We start from the raw sequence: 16677 nt of genomic DNA, 5'->3' as shown, positions 1-16677 counted from the left end.
GTTCACTTCAATGGCTTCCAGGCTGCCAATGCAGCCCTTGCTTGTTGTTCATCGCTGAACGGCGCCTTCACACCGTTCGCGTCCTGGTATTCCTCGTGGCCCTTACCGGCGATCAATACCACGTCGCCGGGCTCGGCCAGCTCGATGGCGGCGGCAATGGCTGCGGCGCGATCGCGTTGCACGCTGTAATCGCCGAAATGCGGGTTCTTGGCCGAAGCACCGTCCACGCCTTCCAGAATGTCGTGGATGATCTGCTTGGGGTCCTCGGTGCGCGGGTTGTCGTTGGTAATGATCACCGTATTGGCCAGTGTGCAGGCGATACGGGCCATCTCGGGGCGCTTGCCCCGGTCCCGGTCGCCGCCACAACCAAACACGCAGTACAGCCGGCGCTTGCCGGGCATGATCTCGCGCAAGGTGGACAAGGCCTTCTCCAGGGCATCCGGCGTGTGGGCATAATCGACCACCACCAGCGGCCGGTCACCACCACCCAGGCGTTGCATGCGTCCCTTGGCCGATTCGATGCGGCCCAGCACTGCAGCGGCATCCGCCAGCGCCACCCCGCTGCTGAGCAGCACGCCCAGGCAGGCCAGCAGGTTGTAGGCGTTGAAGCGCCCCACCAGGGGGCTGTTGATCTCGGTCCGGCCCCATGGTGTAGCCACCTCCAGCCTGAGCCCCGCCAGGCTGGTTTCCACCGTGTCAGCGCGGATATCGCCGGCATTCAGGCCATAGGACAAGCCCAGCCCCGCTGGCAGCTGAGCCAGCAGTTGGGCGCCAAAACTGTCGTCGGCATTGATCACGGCAGCCCGCAAGCCCTCCCACTCGAACAGCCTTTGCTTGCTGGCGCCATAGGCTGCCATGCTGCCGTGGTAGTCCAGGTGGTCGCGGGTCAGGTTGGTGAACACGGCGGTATGGAAGGCCACCCCATGGGCACGCGCCTGCTCCAGCCCATGCGAGCTGACTTCCATAGCCAGGTGGCTGGCGCCTTCGCTGCGATAGCGGGCAATCAGGTTCTGCAAGCGGACGGCATCAGGCGTGGTGTGGCTGGCTTCTTCCAGCTGCGGCAGGAAGCCATAGCCCACCGTACCGATCAAGGCCGCCTTTTCGCCCAGCAGGGTATAGGCCTGGGCCAGCCAATGGGCACAGCTGGTCTTGCCATTGGTGCCCGTCACGCCCACGCAATGCAGTGCCTGGCTGGGATTGCCCAGCAGGTGGGCCGCCACGATGCCGGCCAATTCACGTAGCCGGGGTATGGCCAGGTTGGGCACTGCGGCCCATTCAGTGCGCCAGGCGTAGTCCTCGGCTTCCCATAGTATGCAGGCCGCACCGGCACTGATCGCGTTGGCGATATGGTCGCGGCCGTCGCTGTATTCGCCCTTGTAGGCCAGGAATACATCGCCGGGCTGTATCTGCCGGCTATCTGCCAGCACCCGCCGGCCCGCAGCGATCGCGTCTATGGCAGCCCAATCGGGCGAAGGGAGAAGCCAAGTGCCTGGTTTCACATTTCCTCCTTCACAAGGTCGCCCAACATATCCAGTTGCGGCACGTTCTGCGGCGCATCGGGAGGTATGCCCATCACCCGCAGGCTGCCGGCCACCACTGCACTGAATACCGGCGCAGCTACATAGCCACCGTAGTAACGCCCAGGTATCGGTTCGGGTTCGTCTATCATCACCGCCACGATCAGCCTGGGGGCCGACATGGGCGCGATACCCACGAACGAACCCACGTATTTGTCAGTCGCGTACGCGCCGCCCGCCAGCTTGTGCGCCGTCCCGGTCTTGCCGCCCACGCGATAGCCCGCCACTTGGGCGCGCAGCGCAGTACCTCCAGGTTGGGTCACCATCTCCAGCATCTTGCGTATCGCCTGTGCCGTTTCCGGCTTGATTACCGACCGCCCCGGCAAGGGAGCGACCAACTTCTGAAAACTGATGGGCCTGATCTCGCCATCCGTGGCAAAGATCTGGTAGGCCCGCGCTATCTGCAGCAAACTCACCGAGATACCGTGGCCATAAGACATGGTGGCCTGATCTATCGGTACCCAGTTCTTCCAGGGCCGCAAGCGGCCCGCTACCTCCCCGGGGAAGCCGCTACGTGGCAGCTGGCCAAAGCCCAGGCTGTCGTAGAAGGTCCACAGGTACTCCCTGCCCATGTCGAGCTGCAGCTTGCTGGTGCCTACATTGCTGGAGCGCTGTATCACCTGCTCCACCGTGATGGCACCATGCGGCCTGGTGTCATGCACGGTTGCGGGGCCGATGCTGTAGCGGCCATTGCCGGTCTGCACCACCGTCTGCGGCGTGACATTGCCCGTTTCCAGGGCAGCCGCCACAGTAAACGGCTTCAGTGTGGAGCCCGGTTCGTACACATCGGTCAGCGCCCGGTTGCGGCGGGAGGCCGGATCCAGCTTCTCGCGGTTGTTAGGGTTGAAGCTGGGCATGTTCGCCAGCGCCAGCACCTCGCCGGTATGCGAATCCAGCACCACGATGCCGCCGCCCTTGGCATTGGTGCTTTCCACCGCCTTCTTCAGCTCGCGGAAAGCCAGGTACTGGATCTTGCTGTCTATGCTCAGCGTCAGCGTCTGGCCGTCACGTGGCTTCTCTATGCTGGTCACGTCCTCAACGATGTAGCCGCGCCTGTCCTTGATCACCTGGCGACTGCCGGGCTTGCCCGCGAGCATGGATTCTCGGGTCAGCTCAAAGCCTTCCTGGCCCTTGTTGTCTATGCCGGTGAAGCCGATCACATGCGCCAGCACCTCGCCTGCCGGGTAGAAGCGGCGGTACTCGGTCTGCTTGGCAACACCGGGAATGCCCAGGCCCAGCACACGCTCGGCGGCATCCGGCGGCATCTGCCGGCGCAGGTAGACAAAGTCGCGCTTCTTGTCGGCCAGCTTGCGTTTCACCTCGGCCGGCTTGAGGCCCAGGGCACGCGCCAGATTAGCCAGCTGCGTGTTGGTCAGCTTGGGCACGTCCGGTGGGCTGGCCCAGACCGACTGCACCGGGGTCGATATCGCCAGCGGCTCACCGTTGCGGTCGGTAATCATGCCGCGATTAGCTTCCAGCACCAGCCGGCGGCTGTACCGGGCTTCGCCCTGCTCGCGCAGGAACTCTTCCTTGTAGCTCATCAGATAGGCAGCACGCCCCACCAGCACCAGAAACAAGGCCAGCAAGCCGCCCAGCACCAGCCAGGCACGCCACATCTGCAGCTTGAGTGCGAGGTTCTTATTGGTGCGATAGGCCATTACTGTGCGCCTCCGGCCACCGGAGCCAGCTGGGTATGGGCGCCATCAGGCACCCGCATGTTCAGCCGGGTCGAGGCTTCCCGTTCTATCCGCGAATGCATGGCCCAGGTGCTTTGCTCCAGCTGCAACTGGCCCCACTCCACATCCAGACGGCGTGCCTCAGCCTGCGCCTTCTGCAACTCGATATAGGCTCGCCGGGCTTTATGCTGTGAGGTAACGACCCCCAGCGCACAGGCGATAAGGACAAAGAGCAACAACAAGTTCAACCGCGTCACTTAAGCGCTCATCCCTTTGGGAATGGGCGCACCGGTACGCTCTGCAATACGCAGAATGGCGCTGCGGGCGCGCGGGTTTTCATCCACTTCGGCTTGCGATGCACGCACCGGCTTGCCGATCAACTTCAGCGGCGCCTCGCCGATATCAGCAGCCCGCACCGGCAGGCGCGAGGGCAGGCGATCGGCCTTGGCGGCGTCCTGCATGAAGCGCTTGACGATACGGTCTTCCAACGAATGGAAGGCAATGACGGAAAAGCGACCGCCCGCTGCCAATCGGCCCAGGGCCTGGGGCAAGGTCAGCGACAGCTCCTCAAGCTCACGATTGATGTAAATCCGTATAGCCTGGAAGGTGCGCGTCGCCGGATCCTGGCCCGGCTCCCGGGTGCGGACGGCCTTTGCCACGATCTGGGAAAGTTGTCCTGTTGTGACGACAGGGTTTTCGACCCGAGCCGCAACAAGCGCGCCTGCAATCTGTTTAGCAAACCGTTCTTCGCCATAGTCCCGTATCACCTCTGTGATGTCTGCCTGCTCGGCCGTTGCCAGCCATTCCGCGGCCGTCTGGCCCCGGGTCGTATCCATGCGCATGTCCAGCGGGGCATCAAAGCGGAAGCTGAAGCCACGGCTGGCGTCATCTATCTGGGGGGAAGAAACACCCAGGTCCATCAGCACACCGTCGACCAGGCCCACGCCCAGCTCATCCAGGCCACGGTGGAAGGCGGCATAGGGCTCATGCACGATGCTGAAGCGGGGGTCGGCAATGCTGCGGGCATTGGCGACGGCCTGCGGGTCCTTGTCGAACGCGATCAGGCGCCCAGCTGGCCCCAGGCGGGAAAGAATCAAGCGGGAATGGCCGCCACGGCCATAGGTGCAGTCCACGTAGCAGCCATCGGGTTTGATGGCCAACCCGTCCACCGCTTCGGTCAGCAGCACCGTGCGGTGGAGAAACTCGGCGGCGCTCACAGCACGAAACCGTCAAGTTGGGCTGCAATGTCGGCTGGCGACATGGCCAGCGCTGCAGCGGTTTGCGCATGCCAGCGCGCTTCATCCCATAACTCGAACTTGCTGCCCAGGCCAACCAGGGCCACGGCCTTGTCGAGTTGGGCAAAGCTGCGCAGGGTGGTAGACAGCAGGATGCGGCCGGCGGAATCGATCTCCACCTCCTCCGCATGGCCCAGGATCAGGCGCTGCAATGCACGGGCCTGGGGATTGAAAGCAGGTAGATTATTCAGTTTGTCACGCACAGGTTCCCAGGCAGGCTGGGGATAGATCAGCAGGCACTGGCTGGGATCGACCGTGACCGTCAGCCGCCCGCCGCAACCCTCAAGCAGGGCGTCGCGATGCTTGGCCGGTATGGCCAATCGCCCTTTGCTGTCGAGGTTGAGGAGTGCTACGCCGCCAAACATGATTAACGCCAAGTTCCCGCATTGGGGGAGAAAGCCCGACTTAAAGCCTTCCAGGAAAAATCCATTCGTGGGCGGATGAAACACTTTTCACCACTTTTTCCCACTACACCCCACTATATGGCAAGGAATCAAACCGGGTCAAGCTAACGCTTTGGGATTTTTTGTTTTTGCTACAATCACTTACGGCTAATTTGCCAAGCAGTACCCTAATGCAATAATCCTTTGCAAATAAGGGTTTATGTTAAAACCTGAAAGTAACGTCTCAACTTCGTTCGGAAAACGCCTTCATGTCCAACCGCATTCTTGCCCTACTAATACCGATGTCATTGCTGTTATCCGCCTGTGCGCAGCTCCAGCAGACCGGTCAGGCAGTGGCAGAAAACAACGGCGTGCTGCAGGACAGCGACACCCGCTACCTCGGTCAAAAGAAGTACCAACTGCGTGTCACCGGCTCCTCCCTGCTGTTTGACGGCCAGGCCGAGCAGTTTTTCCGCCGCCGTGCCGATACCTTCACCCAGAAACTCGGTTGCAAGAGCTGGCAGCTGCTGAGCTACAAGTCCGGTACCGAGAACACCCTGCTGGGCGCACGCCAGTACGCCGAGGGCGTGGTGCAATGCCTGTAGGCGACTCGGCAGGAGGCGGCTGAGATGCTGGTCAAACTGATACGGCTGGGCCTGTTCCTGGCCGTGCTGTTGCTGCTCTGGAATGCCGTCCTCAAGCCCGAGACACGCCAGCGTTTCCGTGGCCATATCGTCACCCTGGCCTATGCCATGCTGCTTGCCTCCTGCATCATGGGAGGGTGGCACTGGTGGCGCTATGGCAGCAGCGCCTAGGGCAAGGCTAGCAGGCTAGTTATCCACAGCCCGGTGCCCCGTCAGAAATGCCGAACCGGTACGACCAAGGTGGGTCCAAACCCCGTACCCAGCAGGAGTCGCCATGTCCACCTATCGTCCGCCCCATATCGCCCCCAGCGAGATCACGCCGGAAGACCTCTACCTGAGCCGCCGCGCCTGGATGCAGGGTGCAGCGGCATTGGGTGCGGCCGCGTTGCTGCCCGAGGCCGTCTCCGCCCCGCTGGAGAAGCTGCCCACCTTCTACAAGAGCCGCTACAGCAGCAGCGAGCCGCAGAACAGCCTGGGCCAGATCACCAGCTACAATAATTTCTACGAGTTCGGCACCGATAAGGGCGATCCTGCCGACCATGCTCACACGCTCAAGACCGATCCCTGGGTGGTAGAGGTTGGCGGCGAAGTGGCTAGACCACGCCGCTTCGATATCGACAGCCTGCTCAAGCTGGCCCCGCTGGAAGAGCGCATCTACCGCCTGCGCTGCGTCGAGGGCTGGTCCATGGTCATCCCCTGGGTAGGCCTGCCCTTGAGCGCCTTGCTCAAGCAGGTAGAACCCACCAGCCGGGGCAAATATCTGGAGTTCACCACCCTGTTGGCACCCGAACAAATGCCAGGCCAGAAGACCTCGGTGCTGGACTGGCCCTATGTGGAAGGCTTGCGCCTGGATGAGGCCATGCACCCGCTCGCCATCCTGGCGGTAGGCCTCTACGGCAAGCCGCTGCCGCGCCAGAACGGCGCGCCGGTCCGGCTGGTGGTGCCTTGGAAGTATGGCTTCAAGAGCATCAAGTCCATCGTCAGGATACGGTTGGTAGAGAAACAGCCCATCAGCAGCTGGACCCGCGCCGCACCCAAGGAGTACGGCTTCTACTCCAACGTGAACCCCGAAGTGGATCACCCGCGCTGGAGCCAGGCCAGTGAACGCCGTATCGGCGAATTCCTCAAGCGCAAGACCCTGATGTTCAATGGCTATGCCGACGAGGTAGCCGGCTTGTACAAGGGGTTGGATCTACGCCGGCACTTCTAGTGCCTGCAAGCCAGCAAGCAAAAGACGCAGCACAGGGCTGCGTCTCTTGGGGGTATCAAAGGCGAAGTCGGCCTGTAAGCCGGGTCCTGTGACGCAGCGGTTACCCGCTGCCGACAGTCATTCCTCTAGGACGTACATTGCTGCACGCCTCAAGCAACCTACCCGCAAGCTCAGGGGGCCCCGTCAACGCTTGCCTATTTGGTCTTGCTTCGGATGGGGTTTAGCCTGCCTCGAGCTGTTACCAGTCGAGCGGTGCGCTCTTACCGCACCTTTTCACCCTTACCTGTGCTGCCCTTGCCCGGCTTGCGCCTGGTTCGGGTACAACCGCACAACCCTTGCGGGCCATGCAGTCCAGCCATCGGCGGTTCAGCTCTCTGTTCCACTTTCCGTCGCCTCACGACGCCCGGCCGTTAGCCGGCATCCTGCCCTATGAAGCCCGGACTTTCCTCCCCCCGCTTGCGCGGGCGGCGACTGTCCGGCCAACTTCGCCCTGCTAGTCTACCACCCCGGTCAAGCCCCCTGCAGGCAAGTTTGGCTTTGCTGCCTGTTTGCCAGGCATCGCTGCCCAGCTATCTGCGCTCAAGCCTGCAGACGCCAGCCTACGGTTTCACCGGCACGCAGGGGCACCAGGGTGTCGCTACCGACATAGGGCAGCTCCAGAGGCACCGGCGTGGGCTCCTTGACCAGGGTGATATGGTCAGGATTGGCCGGCAGGCCATAGAACATCGGGCCAAAGCGGCTGGCGAAACCTTCCAGCTTGTCCAGCGCCCCCACGGCATCAAAGGCCTCGGCATACAGCTCGATGCCATTATTGGCGGTGTACATGCCGGCACAGCCGCAGGCGGCCTCCTTGGTGGACTTACCATGCGGCGCACTGTCGGTGCCAAGGAAGAACTTGGGGCTGCCGCTGACCGCCACATCCATCAGCGCCTGGCGATGAATCTCGCGCTTGAGTACGGGCAGGCAATAATGGTGCGGCCGTATGCCGCCCTGGAACAGGGCATTGCGGTTCATCAGCAGGTGGTGGGCCGTAATGGTGGCCGCGACATTGTCGCCGGCACTCCAGACGAAATTGGCCGCTTGCTTGGTGGTGATGTGCTCGAACACCACTTTGAGCCGGGGCAGCTTCTCCAGCAAGGGCTTCATGACCTGGTCGATGAACACGGCTTCGCGGTCGAATACATCGACCGCCGTATCGGTGACTTCACCGTGCACCAGCAGGGGCACGCCAAGCTCGGCCATGGCCGCCAGGGTGGGCAGCACCTTGTTCACATCGGTCACGCCGGCATCCGAGTTGGTGGTGGCGCCAGCGGGGTAGAGCTTGAGCGCCTTGACGAAGCCACTGGCCTTGACCCGCTCTATTTCTTCGGGTGGTGTCACATCAGTCAGGTACAGGGTCATCAGCGGCTCAAACGCCATGCCGGCCGGCACAGCCGCCAGGATGCGCTCACGGTAGGCCGCTGCCTCTGCCACCGTACGCACAGGCGGCTTCAGATTGGGCATCACGATGGCGCGGCCAAAGCGGCGAGCGGTGTCAGGCAGCACCGCCTTCAAGGCATCACCGTCGCGCAGGTGCAGGTGCCAGTCATCGGGGCGGATAAGCGTAATTTGGGTCATGGCTCAGGGAAGCAGAGTGGCGGTAAGCCGCAATTATCCCGTGAATCCAAGGCCTTGTGGAGAATGTCGCACAGCCGGCCTTCGCCTTGGCACTATCGGCTTTGCCTACACTACACTGGCGTATTACCGGCAAGTGCCTGCTACGGCCATGAATCGCCGAGGAAGCGGGGCGAGGCGACCAGGGGCGGGAATCGGCGCAATCCGGTAAGCGCCAGGCGTATCAGAGCAGCTTAGGCGCCTGCCCTAGCTGTTACGGTCCATCAATGACTTGTGTTCAAGCCGGCCCCAGGGAGCCCCCCATGAGCAGCACCACCAAGACTCGCCCCAGCGGCGAGACCATCGCGGAATTCCTGGCGGGCATAGGCGATCCGCAGCGGCAGGCCGATTGCCGCACCCTCACCACCCTGATGCAGGAGATCAGTGGCTATCCACCGGTCATCTGGGCCAGCAGCATGGTGGGCTTCGGCCAATATCACTATCGCTACGCCAGCGGCCATGAAGGCGATATGTTTATGCTGGGCTTCTCACCCCGCAAGCAAGATCTCACGCTCTACCTGCTAGCTGGCTTCGACGAGCATGCCCCCTTGCTGGCCCGCCTGGGCAAGCACAGGCTGGGCAAGAGCTGCCTGTATCTGAAGTCGCTGGCACAGGTGGACATGGCTGCGCTGCGGGAACTGGTCACCGTGTCGCTGCAGCGCATGCATGCCCTGCAGGCCAGTACGCATTAACGCCGGCGTATCCAGAACAGGAACTTCCCGTCGGCCGGCTCCTGGTGTGCCAGCTCATGGCCCGTCTGGCGGCAGAATGCCTCAAAGTCGCTGGGTGTGCCGGGGTCGGTGCAGACAAGGTGCAGCACCGTGCCGCTGGGCAGATCGGCCAGGGCCTTCTTGGCCCGCAGTATGGGCAGGGGGCAATTCAGGCCGGAAAGATCGACGGTCAACTGGGCTTCAGGCGCGGTCATGGTGCAGGATTCCAATGGTGATACAGCGAAAATCGGGGCAAGCCCGGATGGTTCAAGGGCTGGGAATGCATGCGCGCGGCGCCGCCACCACCCTGATATAGCGGCAGGCTGCGGTGGCGGTCAGGGTCTGCGCAGGGTTCTGCAGCAGCAGGAGCTGGCCGGGCAGCAATGATCCGTCCGCGTCGTCCAGTTGCCCCTGCAGCAGGTAGACCAGCACCCTGGAACCATCCAGCGTCACCGACTGACCGGCAGCCAACTGCTCCACCGCTAGGCTGGCCTCGCCCCAGTCGCGCGCCACCATCAGGTTGAAGTCCCGCAGGCTGCCACCCAGCAGGCGGCAGCTTACGGCCGCCTCACCGGCAAACCGCAAGGGCTGCAGCGGTTCGGACAGCAGCACCTCCTCGCCAGCCTCAAACTGCAGCGCCATGCCATCCCCCTCCAGCAGCAGCAGGGTGCGGTCTATCAGGGGAAAGCTGGAAAACGGCCCGCCCTGGGCCACGGTGGCAATCGACAGCCGCAAGGCAAAATCATCGGGGCGCTGCGGATGGGGCAGGCGATACAGCTCGCAGGTACTGCCCCCGCCGTTCCGCCAGGGCATGGTCCGGAAATCATCGCCCGTCAGTACGCGTCTTGTCATCTGGTCTTGCCTTTCATTGCGGCATAATGCCGCCAGCCCTTATCTGCGACAAGACATCCCCCATGGAACCCAGCCTTTTCCAGGCCGGCAAGCTCGCCCTGGTAGACCTCACTGGCCTCTCCCGCGACAGCCTCCACCTGCACATCGGCCTCTTGGTATGGCTGCTGGCCATGCTGCTGGGCCGCCGTCCCCCCCGTTCCTTACTCCCCCTTGCCATGGCCGCACTGGCCGCCACGGCCGGCGAGCTGCTGGACAGGCACAACGCACTCAGCCTGCTGGGCCATTGGCACTGGCAAGCCAGCCTACACGACTGGGTCAACACCCTGCTCTGGCCCTCCCTGCTATGCCTGCTGGCACGCAGTGGCCGGCTCGATACGGCGCTGCGTACATGACGCCCCCCAGCCTGGCGGTCGCCAGCCGCTTCTGGCTCAAGCTGGGCTTCATTTCATTTGGCGGCCCTGCCGGCCAGATTGCCCTGCTGCGTGAAGAGCTGGTGGAGCGGCGGGGCTGGATAGACAGCGAGCATTTCAACCATGCCCTGGCCTATTGCATGCTGCTGCCAGGGCCGGAAGCACAGCAGCTGGCCACCTATCTGGGCTGGCTGCTGCATGGCCGGCGGGGCGGTATCATTGCCGGCCTGCTGTTCATCCTGCCCTCCCTGCTGCTGATGCTGCTGCTGGGTTGGCTGTATGTGCGCTTTGGCCAGAGCCCGGCAGCCAGCGCCATCAAGCTGGGGGTGCAACCCGTGGTCATCGCCCTGGTGGCCATGGCGTTGTGGCGCTTCGGCAGCAAGAGCCTGCATGGCCCGCAGGCCTGGTCGCTGGCACTGGCGGCCTTCGCCATCGCCTGGTGGGCCTTGCTGCCCATACCCCTGTTGCTGCTGATTGCAGCCGGCCTGGGCTGGTGGCAGCGACCCGCCGCCGCAACCAACACCCCAAGGCCAGCGCTGGCACTAAGGCGCCGGCTACTGTTCATACTGGTCTTCGTCGCCGCCTTCCTCGGGCTGGCCGTCGCCCTGGCCCCCACCGGCCGGCTGGGCGAGATCGCCAGCGTCTGCGGCAAGGCCGCCCTGGTCAGCTTTGGCGGTGCCTACGCCGTGCTGCCCTATTACTTTGATGCCGCTGTGCGCCAGTACCAGTGGATAAGCGCCCCGCAGATGCTGGACGCCCTGGCCCTGGGCGAAACCACGCCCGGCCCCTTGATCATGGTCCTGGCCTTCGTCGGCTATCTAGCCGCACCCGCCGGGCAGGGCTGGGCCGGTGCCCTGGTGGCCACGCTGTTTACCTTTCTGCCCTCTTTTGTCTTTATCCTGGCTGGCGCACCGCTGGTCGAGGCCACCCGCCATCTGCCCAGCGTGCGTGCGCCACTGGCCACCATGGCCGCCGCCATCGTCGGCCTCATAGCCCAGCTGGCGCTGCTGCTGAGCCTGCATGTGTTGCTGCCGCAAGGCCGGCCCGACTGGCCTGCCCTGCTACTGGCCCTGGCGGGCTTTGTGCTGCTGTGGCGTGGCTGGTCGGTGCTCAAGGTCCTGGCCCTGGGCTTGCTGGCGGGCCTGCTCCGCACTGCACTGGCCATCTAGCCAGCGGCAATACCCCCAAGCGGGCATCATTCGTCATAAACTGAAGGCATGTGCCTGATTGCCTTTCGTTGGGTCCCCGCCCATACCACCCCGCTCGTGTTAGCCGCTAACCGCGACGAGTTCTACGCCCGCCCCACGGCCGCTGCCGACTGGTGGGCGGACGAGCGCATACTCGGCGGGCGCGACCTGATGGCCGGTGGTAGCTGGATGGGCGTGCGGCGTGATGGCCGTTTCGCCGCCCTGACCAACTTCCGCGATCCCAGCCGCCACCTTGTCGATGCGCCCTCGCGGGGTGCCCTGGTGGCAGACTTCCTGCAGGGTGACCACTCTGCGGGCGAGTTCCTCGCTACGCTACGCCGCGACATTGCCCGCTACAATGATTTCAACCTGCTGCTGTACGACGGCGAACGCCTGCTCGGCTATGAAAGCCGCCACGACACCGTGCTGCGCTTTGGCCGAGGTGTGCATGCAGTCTCCAACGCCCGCTTCGACACCCCCTGGCCCAAGGCCGAGCGGCTCAAGGCCGGCCTGGCCCGGCATGGCGAGGACGATGAGGCGCTGTTTGCCCTGCTGGCCGACCCAGACCTGGCACCGGACGAGCAACTGCCGCGCACCGGTGTACCGCTGGAGTGGGAGCGTGCGCTGTCTGCCGCCTTCATCCGCACACCGCAGTACGGCACCCGTGCCAGCAGCGTATTACGGCTGGGGCGGCAGACCATCAGCCTGACCGAACGCCGCTTCGAGCGGGGCGAATTTGTCGCCACCGCCCATTTCGACTTCTCCCCGAGCTGAGCCATGGGCCACGACCATCATCATCACGATCTGCACAACGCCAGCCGCAAACGCCTGCTGCTGGCCCTGTTGCTGACAGCTGGCTACGCCGTCATCGAGGCCCTGGGCGGATTGTGGACAGGCTCGCTGGCACTACTGTCGGACGCGGGCCATATGCTGACCGACGCCGCCGCGCTGGGCCTGGCACTGTTCGCCCAGATGGTGTCGCGCCGTCCTGCCTCGGCCCGCAACTCCTACGGCTATGCCAGGGCCGAAGTATTGGGCGCCCTGGTCAACAGCCTGTTCATGCTGGCCATCGTGGGCTGGATTGCCATCGAGGCACTGGGCCGGCTGGTCAGCGCCAAGCCGGTGGATGGCCTGGGGGTCATGGCCATCGCCAGCGTAGGCCTGGTGGTCAACATCATTGCGGCCTGGCTGCTGTCGGGCGACAGCCACAATATGAACTCCCGCGCCGCAATGATGCATGTACTGGGCGACCTGTTGGGCTCGGTCGCCGCCATCGTTGCCGGCCTGGTGATCTGGGCCACCGGCTGGGCGCCGATAGACCCCATCCTGTCCCTGCTGGTCGTGGTGCTGATACTGCGTTCCACCTGGGCACTGGTGCTGCAATCGAGCCATGTACTGATGGAGGGCGTGCCGGCCCATCTCGACCTGCTCGCCATCGGCACCTCGCTGGCGGCCCTGCGCGGCGTGCAGTCGGTGCACGACCTGCATGTCTGGCACCTGGGGCCGGAACGCGTGGCCCTGTCGGCCCACCTGGTGATAGATCAGCCGGAGAGCTGGCCGCGCCTGTTGGCCGCTGGCCAGACCATGCTGGCCAAGGACTACGGCATAGACCACGTCACCCTGCAGCCCGCCTGGCCCGGCCAGCTCCCGGCCGGCAAGATCATCCCCCTGACCGCGGTGACCGAAGCCGGCCAGCCGCAGCACGACCACGAGCACAGCCACGGCCACCACCATCACGATCACCACCACGGCCACTCGCACTAGCGGGCAGCGCCGGGCGGCATGCCCGCCAACCCAGCCACTTGATATCCCCGGATGCAGGCCTCAACTATCAGCCTCCAAGCACCAATAGGCTTCTAAAATCCGGAGGGAAATGCATGTTCAAGTCAGGCTATTACATCACCGCCGAGCTGCGGCTAAAGCACCCAGGCAAACTGGACGAGGCCAAGGCCGCCTTGGCGCTGCTATGCCAGCAGTCGATCACCGAACCGGGCTGCAGCCTGTTCACCGCCCACCACGATGCCGGCCAGCCCAACCGCTTTGTGCTGTGGGAGCGATTTGACGATGAGGCCGCCTTCAAGACCCACTTCGATGCCCCTCACACCCAACACTACATCGCCCAGGACCTGACCGAGGTGGTGCAGTACTTCCAGACCGATACCCTGCCCAGCCATTAACAAACTCTTCACGCCGCCGTCACGCGAGCGACATGGCCGCGCAGCTAGTCTGTGCGGCATGGATAACCGCCCCCTGCATCTTGCCCTGATCACCGAAACCTTTCCGCCCGAGGTCAACGGCGTCGCCATGACCGTGGGCCGCATGGCGCACGGGTTGGCGGCACGAGGGCATAGGGTAGCGCTGGTACGCCCTCGCCAGCACCACCACGAAGCCAGTGGCCGCGACGAGCTGCTGGTCAGCGGCCTCAGGGTGCCGCGCTATCCCGATCTCAAGTTCGGCCTGCCTGCCACCGGCCAGCTACTGCGACGCTGGCGCACCGACAGGCCCGATCTGGTCGTCGCCGTCACCGAAGGGCCACTGGGCTGGAGCGCCTTGCGGGCTGCCCGCAAGCTGGGCATACCGGCCATCTCCGAGTTCCACACCAACTTCCACAGCTACAGCGCCCACTACGGCATGGCATGGCTGGAGCGACCGGTACGCGGCTACCTGCGGCGCTTCCACAATCGCAATCTGGCCACTCTGGTACCCAGCGAGGACGTACGCAAGCGGCTGGCCGAACAGGGCTTCTGCAATCTGGAAGTGGTGGCTCGCGGGGTCGATACCCAGTTATTCGACCCCTCCCGCCGCTCGGCAGACTTGCGCAGCCAGTGGGGCGCGGGCGAACAGACCCAGGTGGTGGCCTATGTAGGACGCATGGCGGCCGAAAAAAACCTGCCGCTGGTCCTGGCCGCCTTCCGCCAGATGCAGGCCATACGGCCGGACAGCAAGCTGCTGTGGGTGGGCGATGGCCCCGAACGGGCCGCCCTGCAGGCCAACCACCCGGAGCAGTGCTTTGCTGGCATGCAGCGGGGCGTCGCGCTGGCGGATCACTACGCCTCGGCCGATGTCTTCCTGTTCGGCAGCACCACCGAAACCTACGGCAACGTCACCCTGGAGGCCATGGCCAGTGGCCTGGGCGTGATCAGCTATGACTACGCGGCCGCCCGCACCCATGTGCGCCACCATGAAAACGGCCTGTTGGCGCGTTTTGACGACGATGCCGACTTTGTCGACCAGGCCCGCTATGCGGCCAGCTACCCCAGCGTGATGCGGGCCTTGGGCCAGGCAGCCCGCCAGACCACCCTGCCGCTGGGCTGGGAGGCCATCGTCCACCGCTTCGAAGATGTCGCCCGCGCAGCCCTGGCGCGTGTAGGCGCACCCAACTAGACAGCAGGTGGGCGCGGCCAGCTCGCGCAACAACACCAGAAGGTATTGTCAGCGGCGCCAAGTCAGGTCATCCCGGTCCCCGGCTGGCTCTGCCGATGGCATCATCAGTCCATGTTCCAGAACCCCCCCGACACCGTACTGCTGGCCTTGCTGCAGGCCCGCCCCCGCATCGCCGTGGTCGGCCTGTCGCCCCGGCCTGATCGACCCAGCTATCGCGTTTCGCGCCAGATGCAGGCCTGGGGTTTTGACATCGTGCCAGTCCGGCCCATGTTGGCCGAGGTGCTGGGCCAGCCCGCCTACGCCAGCCTGGAAGCCGTGCCCGGCCGCATAGGCCTCGTCAATGTGTTCCGCAATGCCAACGAAGTGGATGCCGTGGTCGACAGCGCCATTGCCATCGGCGCCCCGGCCATCTGGATACAGCAAGGCATCATCAACCACCCAGCGGCCTTGCGCGCCCAGGCGGCCGGCCTGACCGTAGTGATGGATCGTTGCATCATGGTCGAGTACGCCCGCTTGGCCACTGCCTGAGAGCCTGTTATGAACCAAAGTCATTGATTGCTGATATCGGGCTGTGCAGGCGCCAGGGAAACCCTGGCACTAAGCGTCAAAGCAGCCTGATACAGTCGGCTCTTATAGCGTCGCGCAAAATTTGGCATCGTTTAGCGCGGCAAATGTCACACCCGAGACTTCGCTCAACACAGCCTTCCGTAGCTACATCCCACAAGAGAAAGCGAGTTCGCCACCTGGATGCGGGGCAGCGAACTCGCTAGCTGTAACTACCTATTTTTTTGATGCAGATGTGCCCAGACGATGATCGCCCCAATCGAACCACTGGGCCGTCCAACGCTGCAGTATAGAAACGTGCGCCCACTCCTCTGAAGGATGTCCCATTGCTCGCATCTGATCGTTGTGGCAAATGACATCGAGGACCCGTTTGACCGGAGGTTCCTCTGCCTCAATGGTTAGCCGTGCGTCATACACCTCACGGAAAAGCTCCTCGGAAGGCGGAAGCTTGCGCAACTTCTTCTCAAGCTCTATGTACTGCCTCGCAAAGTCAGAATGCGCACGAGCACGCTGCGAAAAGCCAACCACCAATCCGAAGGCTGAGGACACCGTCACGGCTCCACCAAAAAATACCGCCACACACTTAATATTCTGCTCCAGAACCCCGTAGACGGCGACAGAACCACCTACGACAGAGACCACATTGTTGAGCATGTCACACCGGTCAAAAAACGCTCGACGCCTATTGTGGTAACGGATCGATCTGCACACATCGAACAACAGTCCATACAGCTTTTCGTCAAGTTGTTCGTTACTTATTGTTTCCGTTTCCATTTCCGCCATCCTGTTTGGGCATTGGCTTCGGTGCGGGCAAGGTATTCACGACATCATGGCCACCCTTAATCAGGTCGCCCTTGCTTGTGTTCACCTGGTCAAGAACACTTTCTCTGAGCGGGCGCACAGGGTCGGGGGCGGTGGTAGGTGCTTGATCCTTCTTATCAGTCATTTACAAGTGCTCCTTAGAAAAGTGATGGTGTATTTGCTATGCAGCCCCTTCAGCTACAGCAGGAGCCACATTGATCATACTGCAAACCCTTCCATGGCTGTCCATAGGAATCCAGCGTGCCTTACCTTGATGTAGGCGCGGGCTTTCGCCCATCTTTCTCCGAAATCGCCAAAGGCCAGCAGATGC

The 16677-nt window shown here is 63.4% G+C and carries 21 protein-coding genes and 1 other RNA gene; 11 read left to right on the top strand and 11 right to left on the bottom strand.

Features of this window, described 5'->3' with window-relative positions; genetic code table 11:
• Positions 1-2: 2 nt before the first annotated feature.
• The 5 genes from QWZ03_RS18445 to mraZ are packed head-to-tail and all read right to left on the bottom strand — an operon-like array spanning position 3 to position 4913.
• The gene (locus QWZ03_RS18445) at positions 3-1499 is read right to left on the bottom strand and encodes a UDP-N-acetylmuramoyl-L-alanyl-D-glutamate--2,6-diaminopimelate ligase (RefSeq protein ID WP_290334076.1); all 1497 of its coding nucleotides are present in this window, start codon (positions 1497-1499) and stop codon (positions 3-5) included.
• Positions 1496-3235, bottom strand: a complete 1740-nt coding sequence (locus tag QWZ03_RS18440; RefSeq protein WP_290334075.1) for a peptidoglycan D,D-transpeptidase FtsI family protein — start codon at positions 3233-3235, stop codon at positions 1496-1498. The genes QWZ03_RS18445 and QWZ03_RS18440 overlap by 4 nt, the downstream gene beginning before the upstream one ends.
• Positions 3235-3510, bottom strand: a complete 276-nt coding sequence (gene ftsL, locus QWZ03_RS18435) for a cell division protein FtsL (RefSeq protein WP_284195713.1) — start codon at positions 3508-3510, stop codon at positions 3235-3237. Before ftsL ends, QWZ03_RS18440 begins: the two co-directional genes overlap by 1 nt.
• On the bottom strand, positions 3511-4470 hold the full coding sequence (gene rsmH, locus QWZ03_RS18430; protein WP_290334074.1) for a 16S rRNA (cytosine(1402)-N(4))-methyltransferase RsmH: 960 nt from the start codon (positions 4468-4470) through the stop codon (positions 3511-3513).
• Complete coding sequence (gene mraZ, locus QWZ03_RS18425; protein ID WP_284195711.1) at positions 4467-4913, bottom strand: division/cell wall cluster transcriptional repressor MraZ; 447 nt, start codon at positions 4911-4913, stop codon at positions 4467-4469. The genes rsmH and mraZ overlap by 4 nt, the downstream gene beginning before the upstream one ends.
• A 287-nt stretch (positions 4914-5200) precedes the next feature.
• On the opposite strand from mraZ, the gene QWZ03_RS18420 reads away from it, so the two are divergent.
• From QWZ03_RS18420 to msrP, 3 genes are all read left to right on the top strand, one after another.
• Positions 5201-5536, top strand: coding sequence for a hypothetical protein (locus tag QWZ03_RS18420; protein ID WP_284195710.1), 336 nt, complete (start codon positions 5201-5203; stop codon positions 5534-5536).
• Positions 5537-5560: 24 nt separating this feature from the next.
• Complete coding sequence (locus QWZ03_RS18415) at positions 5561-5746, top strand: protein MIGRI (RefSeq protein WP_284195709.1); 186 nt, start codon at positions 5561-5563, stop codon at positions 5744-5746.
• A 103-nt stretch (positions 5747-5849) separates the two neighbouring features.
• On the top strand, positions 5850-6785 hold the full coding sequence (gene msrP, locus QWZ03_RS18410) for a protein-methionine-sulfoxide reductase catalytic subunit MsrP (protein ID WP_290334072.1): 936 nt from the start codon (positions 5850-5852) through the stop codon (positions 6783-6785).
• 59 nt (positions 6786-6844) lie between these two features.
• Here the strand turns inward: msrP and rnpB are convergent.
• An RNA gene (gene rnpB / locus QWZ03_RS18405) (RNase P RNA component class A) lies at positions 6845-7272 on the bottom strand.
• 92 nt (positions 7273-7364) lie between these two features.
• Positions 7365-8402, bottom strand: a complete 1038-nt coding sequence (gene pyrC / locus QWZ03_RS18400; RefSeq protein ID WP_290334071.1) for a dihydroorotase — start codon at positions 8400-8402, stop codon at positions 7365-7367.
• Between the two features lie 299 nt (positions 8403-8701).
• Here pyrC and QWZ03_RS18395 point away from each other — a divergent pair, with 299 nt between their 5' ends.
• Entirely contained in the window at positions 8702-9130 is a 429-nt protein-coding gene (locus QWZ03_RS18395) for a DUF1801 domain-containing protein (protein ID WP_290334070.1), read from the top strand.
• Here QWZ03_RS18395 and QWZ03_RS18390 read toward each other — a convergent pair.
• Entirely contained in the window at positions 9127-9363 is a 237-nt protein-coding gene (locus QWZ03_RS18390; protein ID WP_284195705.1) for a sulfurtransferase TusA family protein, read from the bottom strand. The genes QWZ03_RS18395 and QWZ03_RS18390 overlap by 4 nt on opposite strands.
• Before the next feature lie 52 nt (positions 9364-9415).
• Entirely contained in the window at positions 9416-10000 is a 585-nt protein-coding gene (locus tag QWZ03_RS18385; RefSeq protein ID WP_290334069.1) for a HutD/Ves family protein, read from the bottom strand.
• 62 nt (positions 10001-10062) lie between these two features.
• Between QWZ03_RS18385 and QWZ03_RS18380 the strand changes: the two genes are divergently transcribed.
• From QWZ03_RS18380 to QWZ03_RS18350, 7 genes are all read left to right on the top strand, one after another.
• Entirely contained in the window at positions 10063-10392 is a 330-nt protein-coding gene (locus QWZ03_RS18380) for a hypothetical protein (protein ID WP_290334068.1), read from the top strand.
• Positions 10389-11579 (top strand): chromate efflux transporter, encoded by a 1191-nt coding sequence (chrA, locus tag QWZ03_RS18375; RefSeq protein WP_290334067.1) that lies wholly within the window; start codon positions 10389-10391, stop codon positions 11577-11579. Before QWZ03_RS18380 ends, chrA begins: the two co-directional genes overlap by 4 nt.
• 48 nt (positions 11580-11627) lie before the next feature.
• Positions 11628-12371 (top strand): NRDE family protein, encoded by a 744-nt coding sequence (locus tag QWZ03_RS18370; protein WP_290334066.1) that lies wholly within the window; start codon positions 11628-11630, stop codon positions 12369-12371.
• 3 nt (positions 12372-12374) lie between these two features.
• Positions 12375-13361: a cation diffusion facilitator family transporter gene (locus tag QWZ03_RS18365; RefSeq protein WP_290334065.1), complete on the top strand. Its 987-nt coding sequence runs from the start codon at positions 12375-12377 to the stop codon at positions 13359-13361.
• Between the two features lie 113 nt (positions 13362-13474).
• Positions 13475-13774 (top strand): putative quinol monooxygenase, encoded by a 300-nt coding sequence (locus tag QWZ03_RS18360; RefSeq protein ID WP_290334064.1) that lies wholly within the window; start codon positions 13475-13477, stop codon positions 13772-13774.
• A 58-nt stretch (positions 13775-13832) separates the two neighbouring features.
• Positions 13833-14981: a glycosyltransferase family 4 protein gene (locus QWZ03_RS18355; RefSeq protein WP_290334063.1), complete on the top strand. Its 1149-nt coding sequence runs from the start codon at positions 13833-13835 to the stop codon at positions 14979-14981.
• A 111-nt stretch (positions 14982-15092) separates the two neighbouring features.
• Positions 15093-15509, top strand: a complete 417-nt coding sequence (locus QWZ03_RS18350; protein WP_284195697.1) for a CoA-binding protein — start codon at positions 15093-15095, stop codon at positions 15507-15509.
• A 252-nt stretch (positions 15510-15761) separates the two neighbouring features.
• Here QWZ03_RS18350 and QWZ03_RS18345 read toward each other — a convergent pair whose 3' ends face one another.
• Positions 15762-16319 (bottom strand): hypothetical protein, encoded by a 558-nt coding sequence (locus tag QWZ03_RS18345; protein WP_290334062.1) that lies wholly within the window; start codon positions 16317-16319, stop codon positions 15762-15764.
• Complete coding sequence (locus QWZ03_RS18340; RefSeq protein WP_290334061.1) at positions 16297-16491, bottom strand: hypothetical protein; 195 nt, start codon at positions 16489-16491, stop codon at positions 16297-16299. The genes QWZ03_RS18345 and QWZ03_RS18340 overlap by 23 nt, the downstream gene beginning before the upstream one ends.
• Between the last annotated feature and the right edge of the window lie 186 nt (positions 16492-16677).

Source organism: Chitinimonas viridis, from assembly GCF_030409555.1.
In the GTDB taxonomy this organism is placed as follows: domain Bacteria; phylum Pseudomonadota; class Gammaproteobacteria; order Burkholderiales; family Chitinimonadaceae; genus Chitinimonas; species Chitinimonas viridis.
This window is presented reverse-complemented; position numbering and strand designations above follow the sequence as displayed.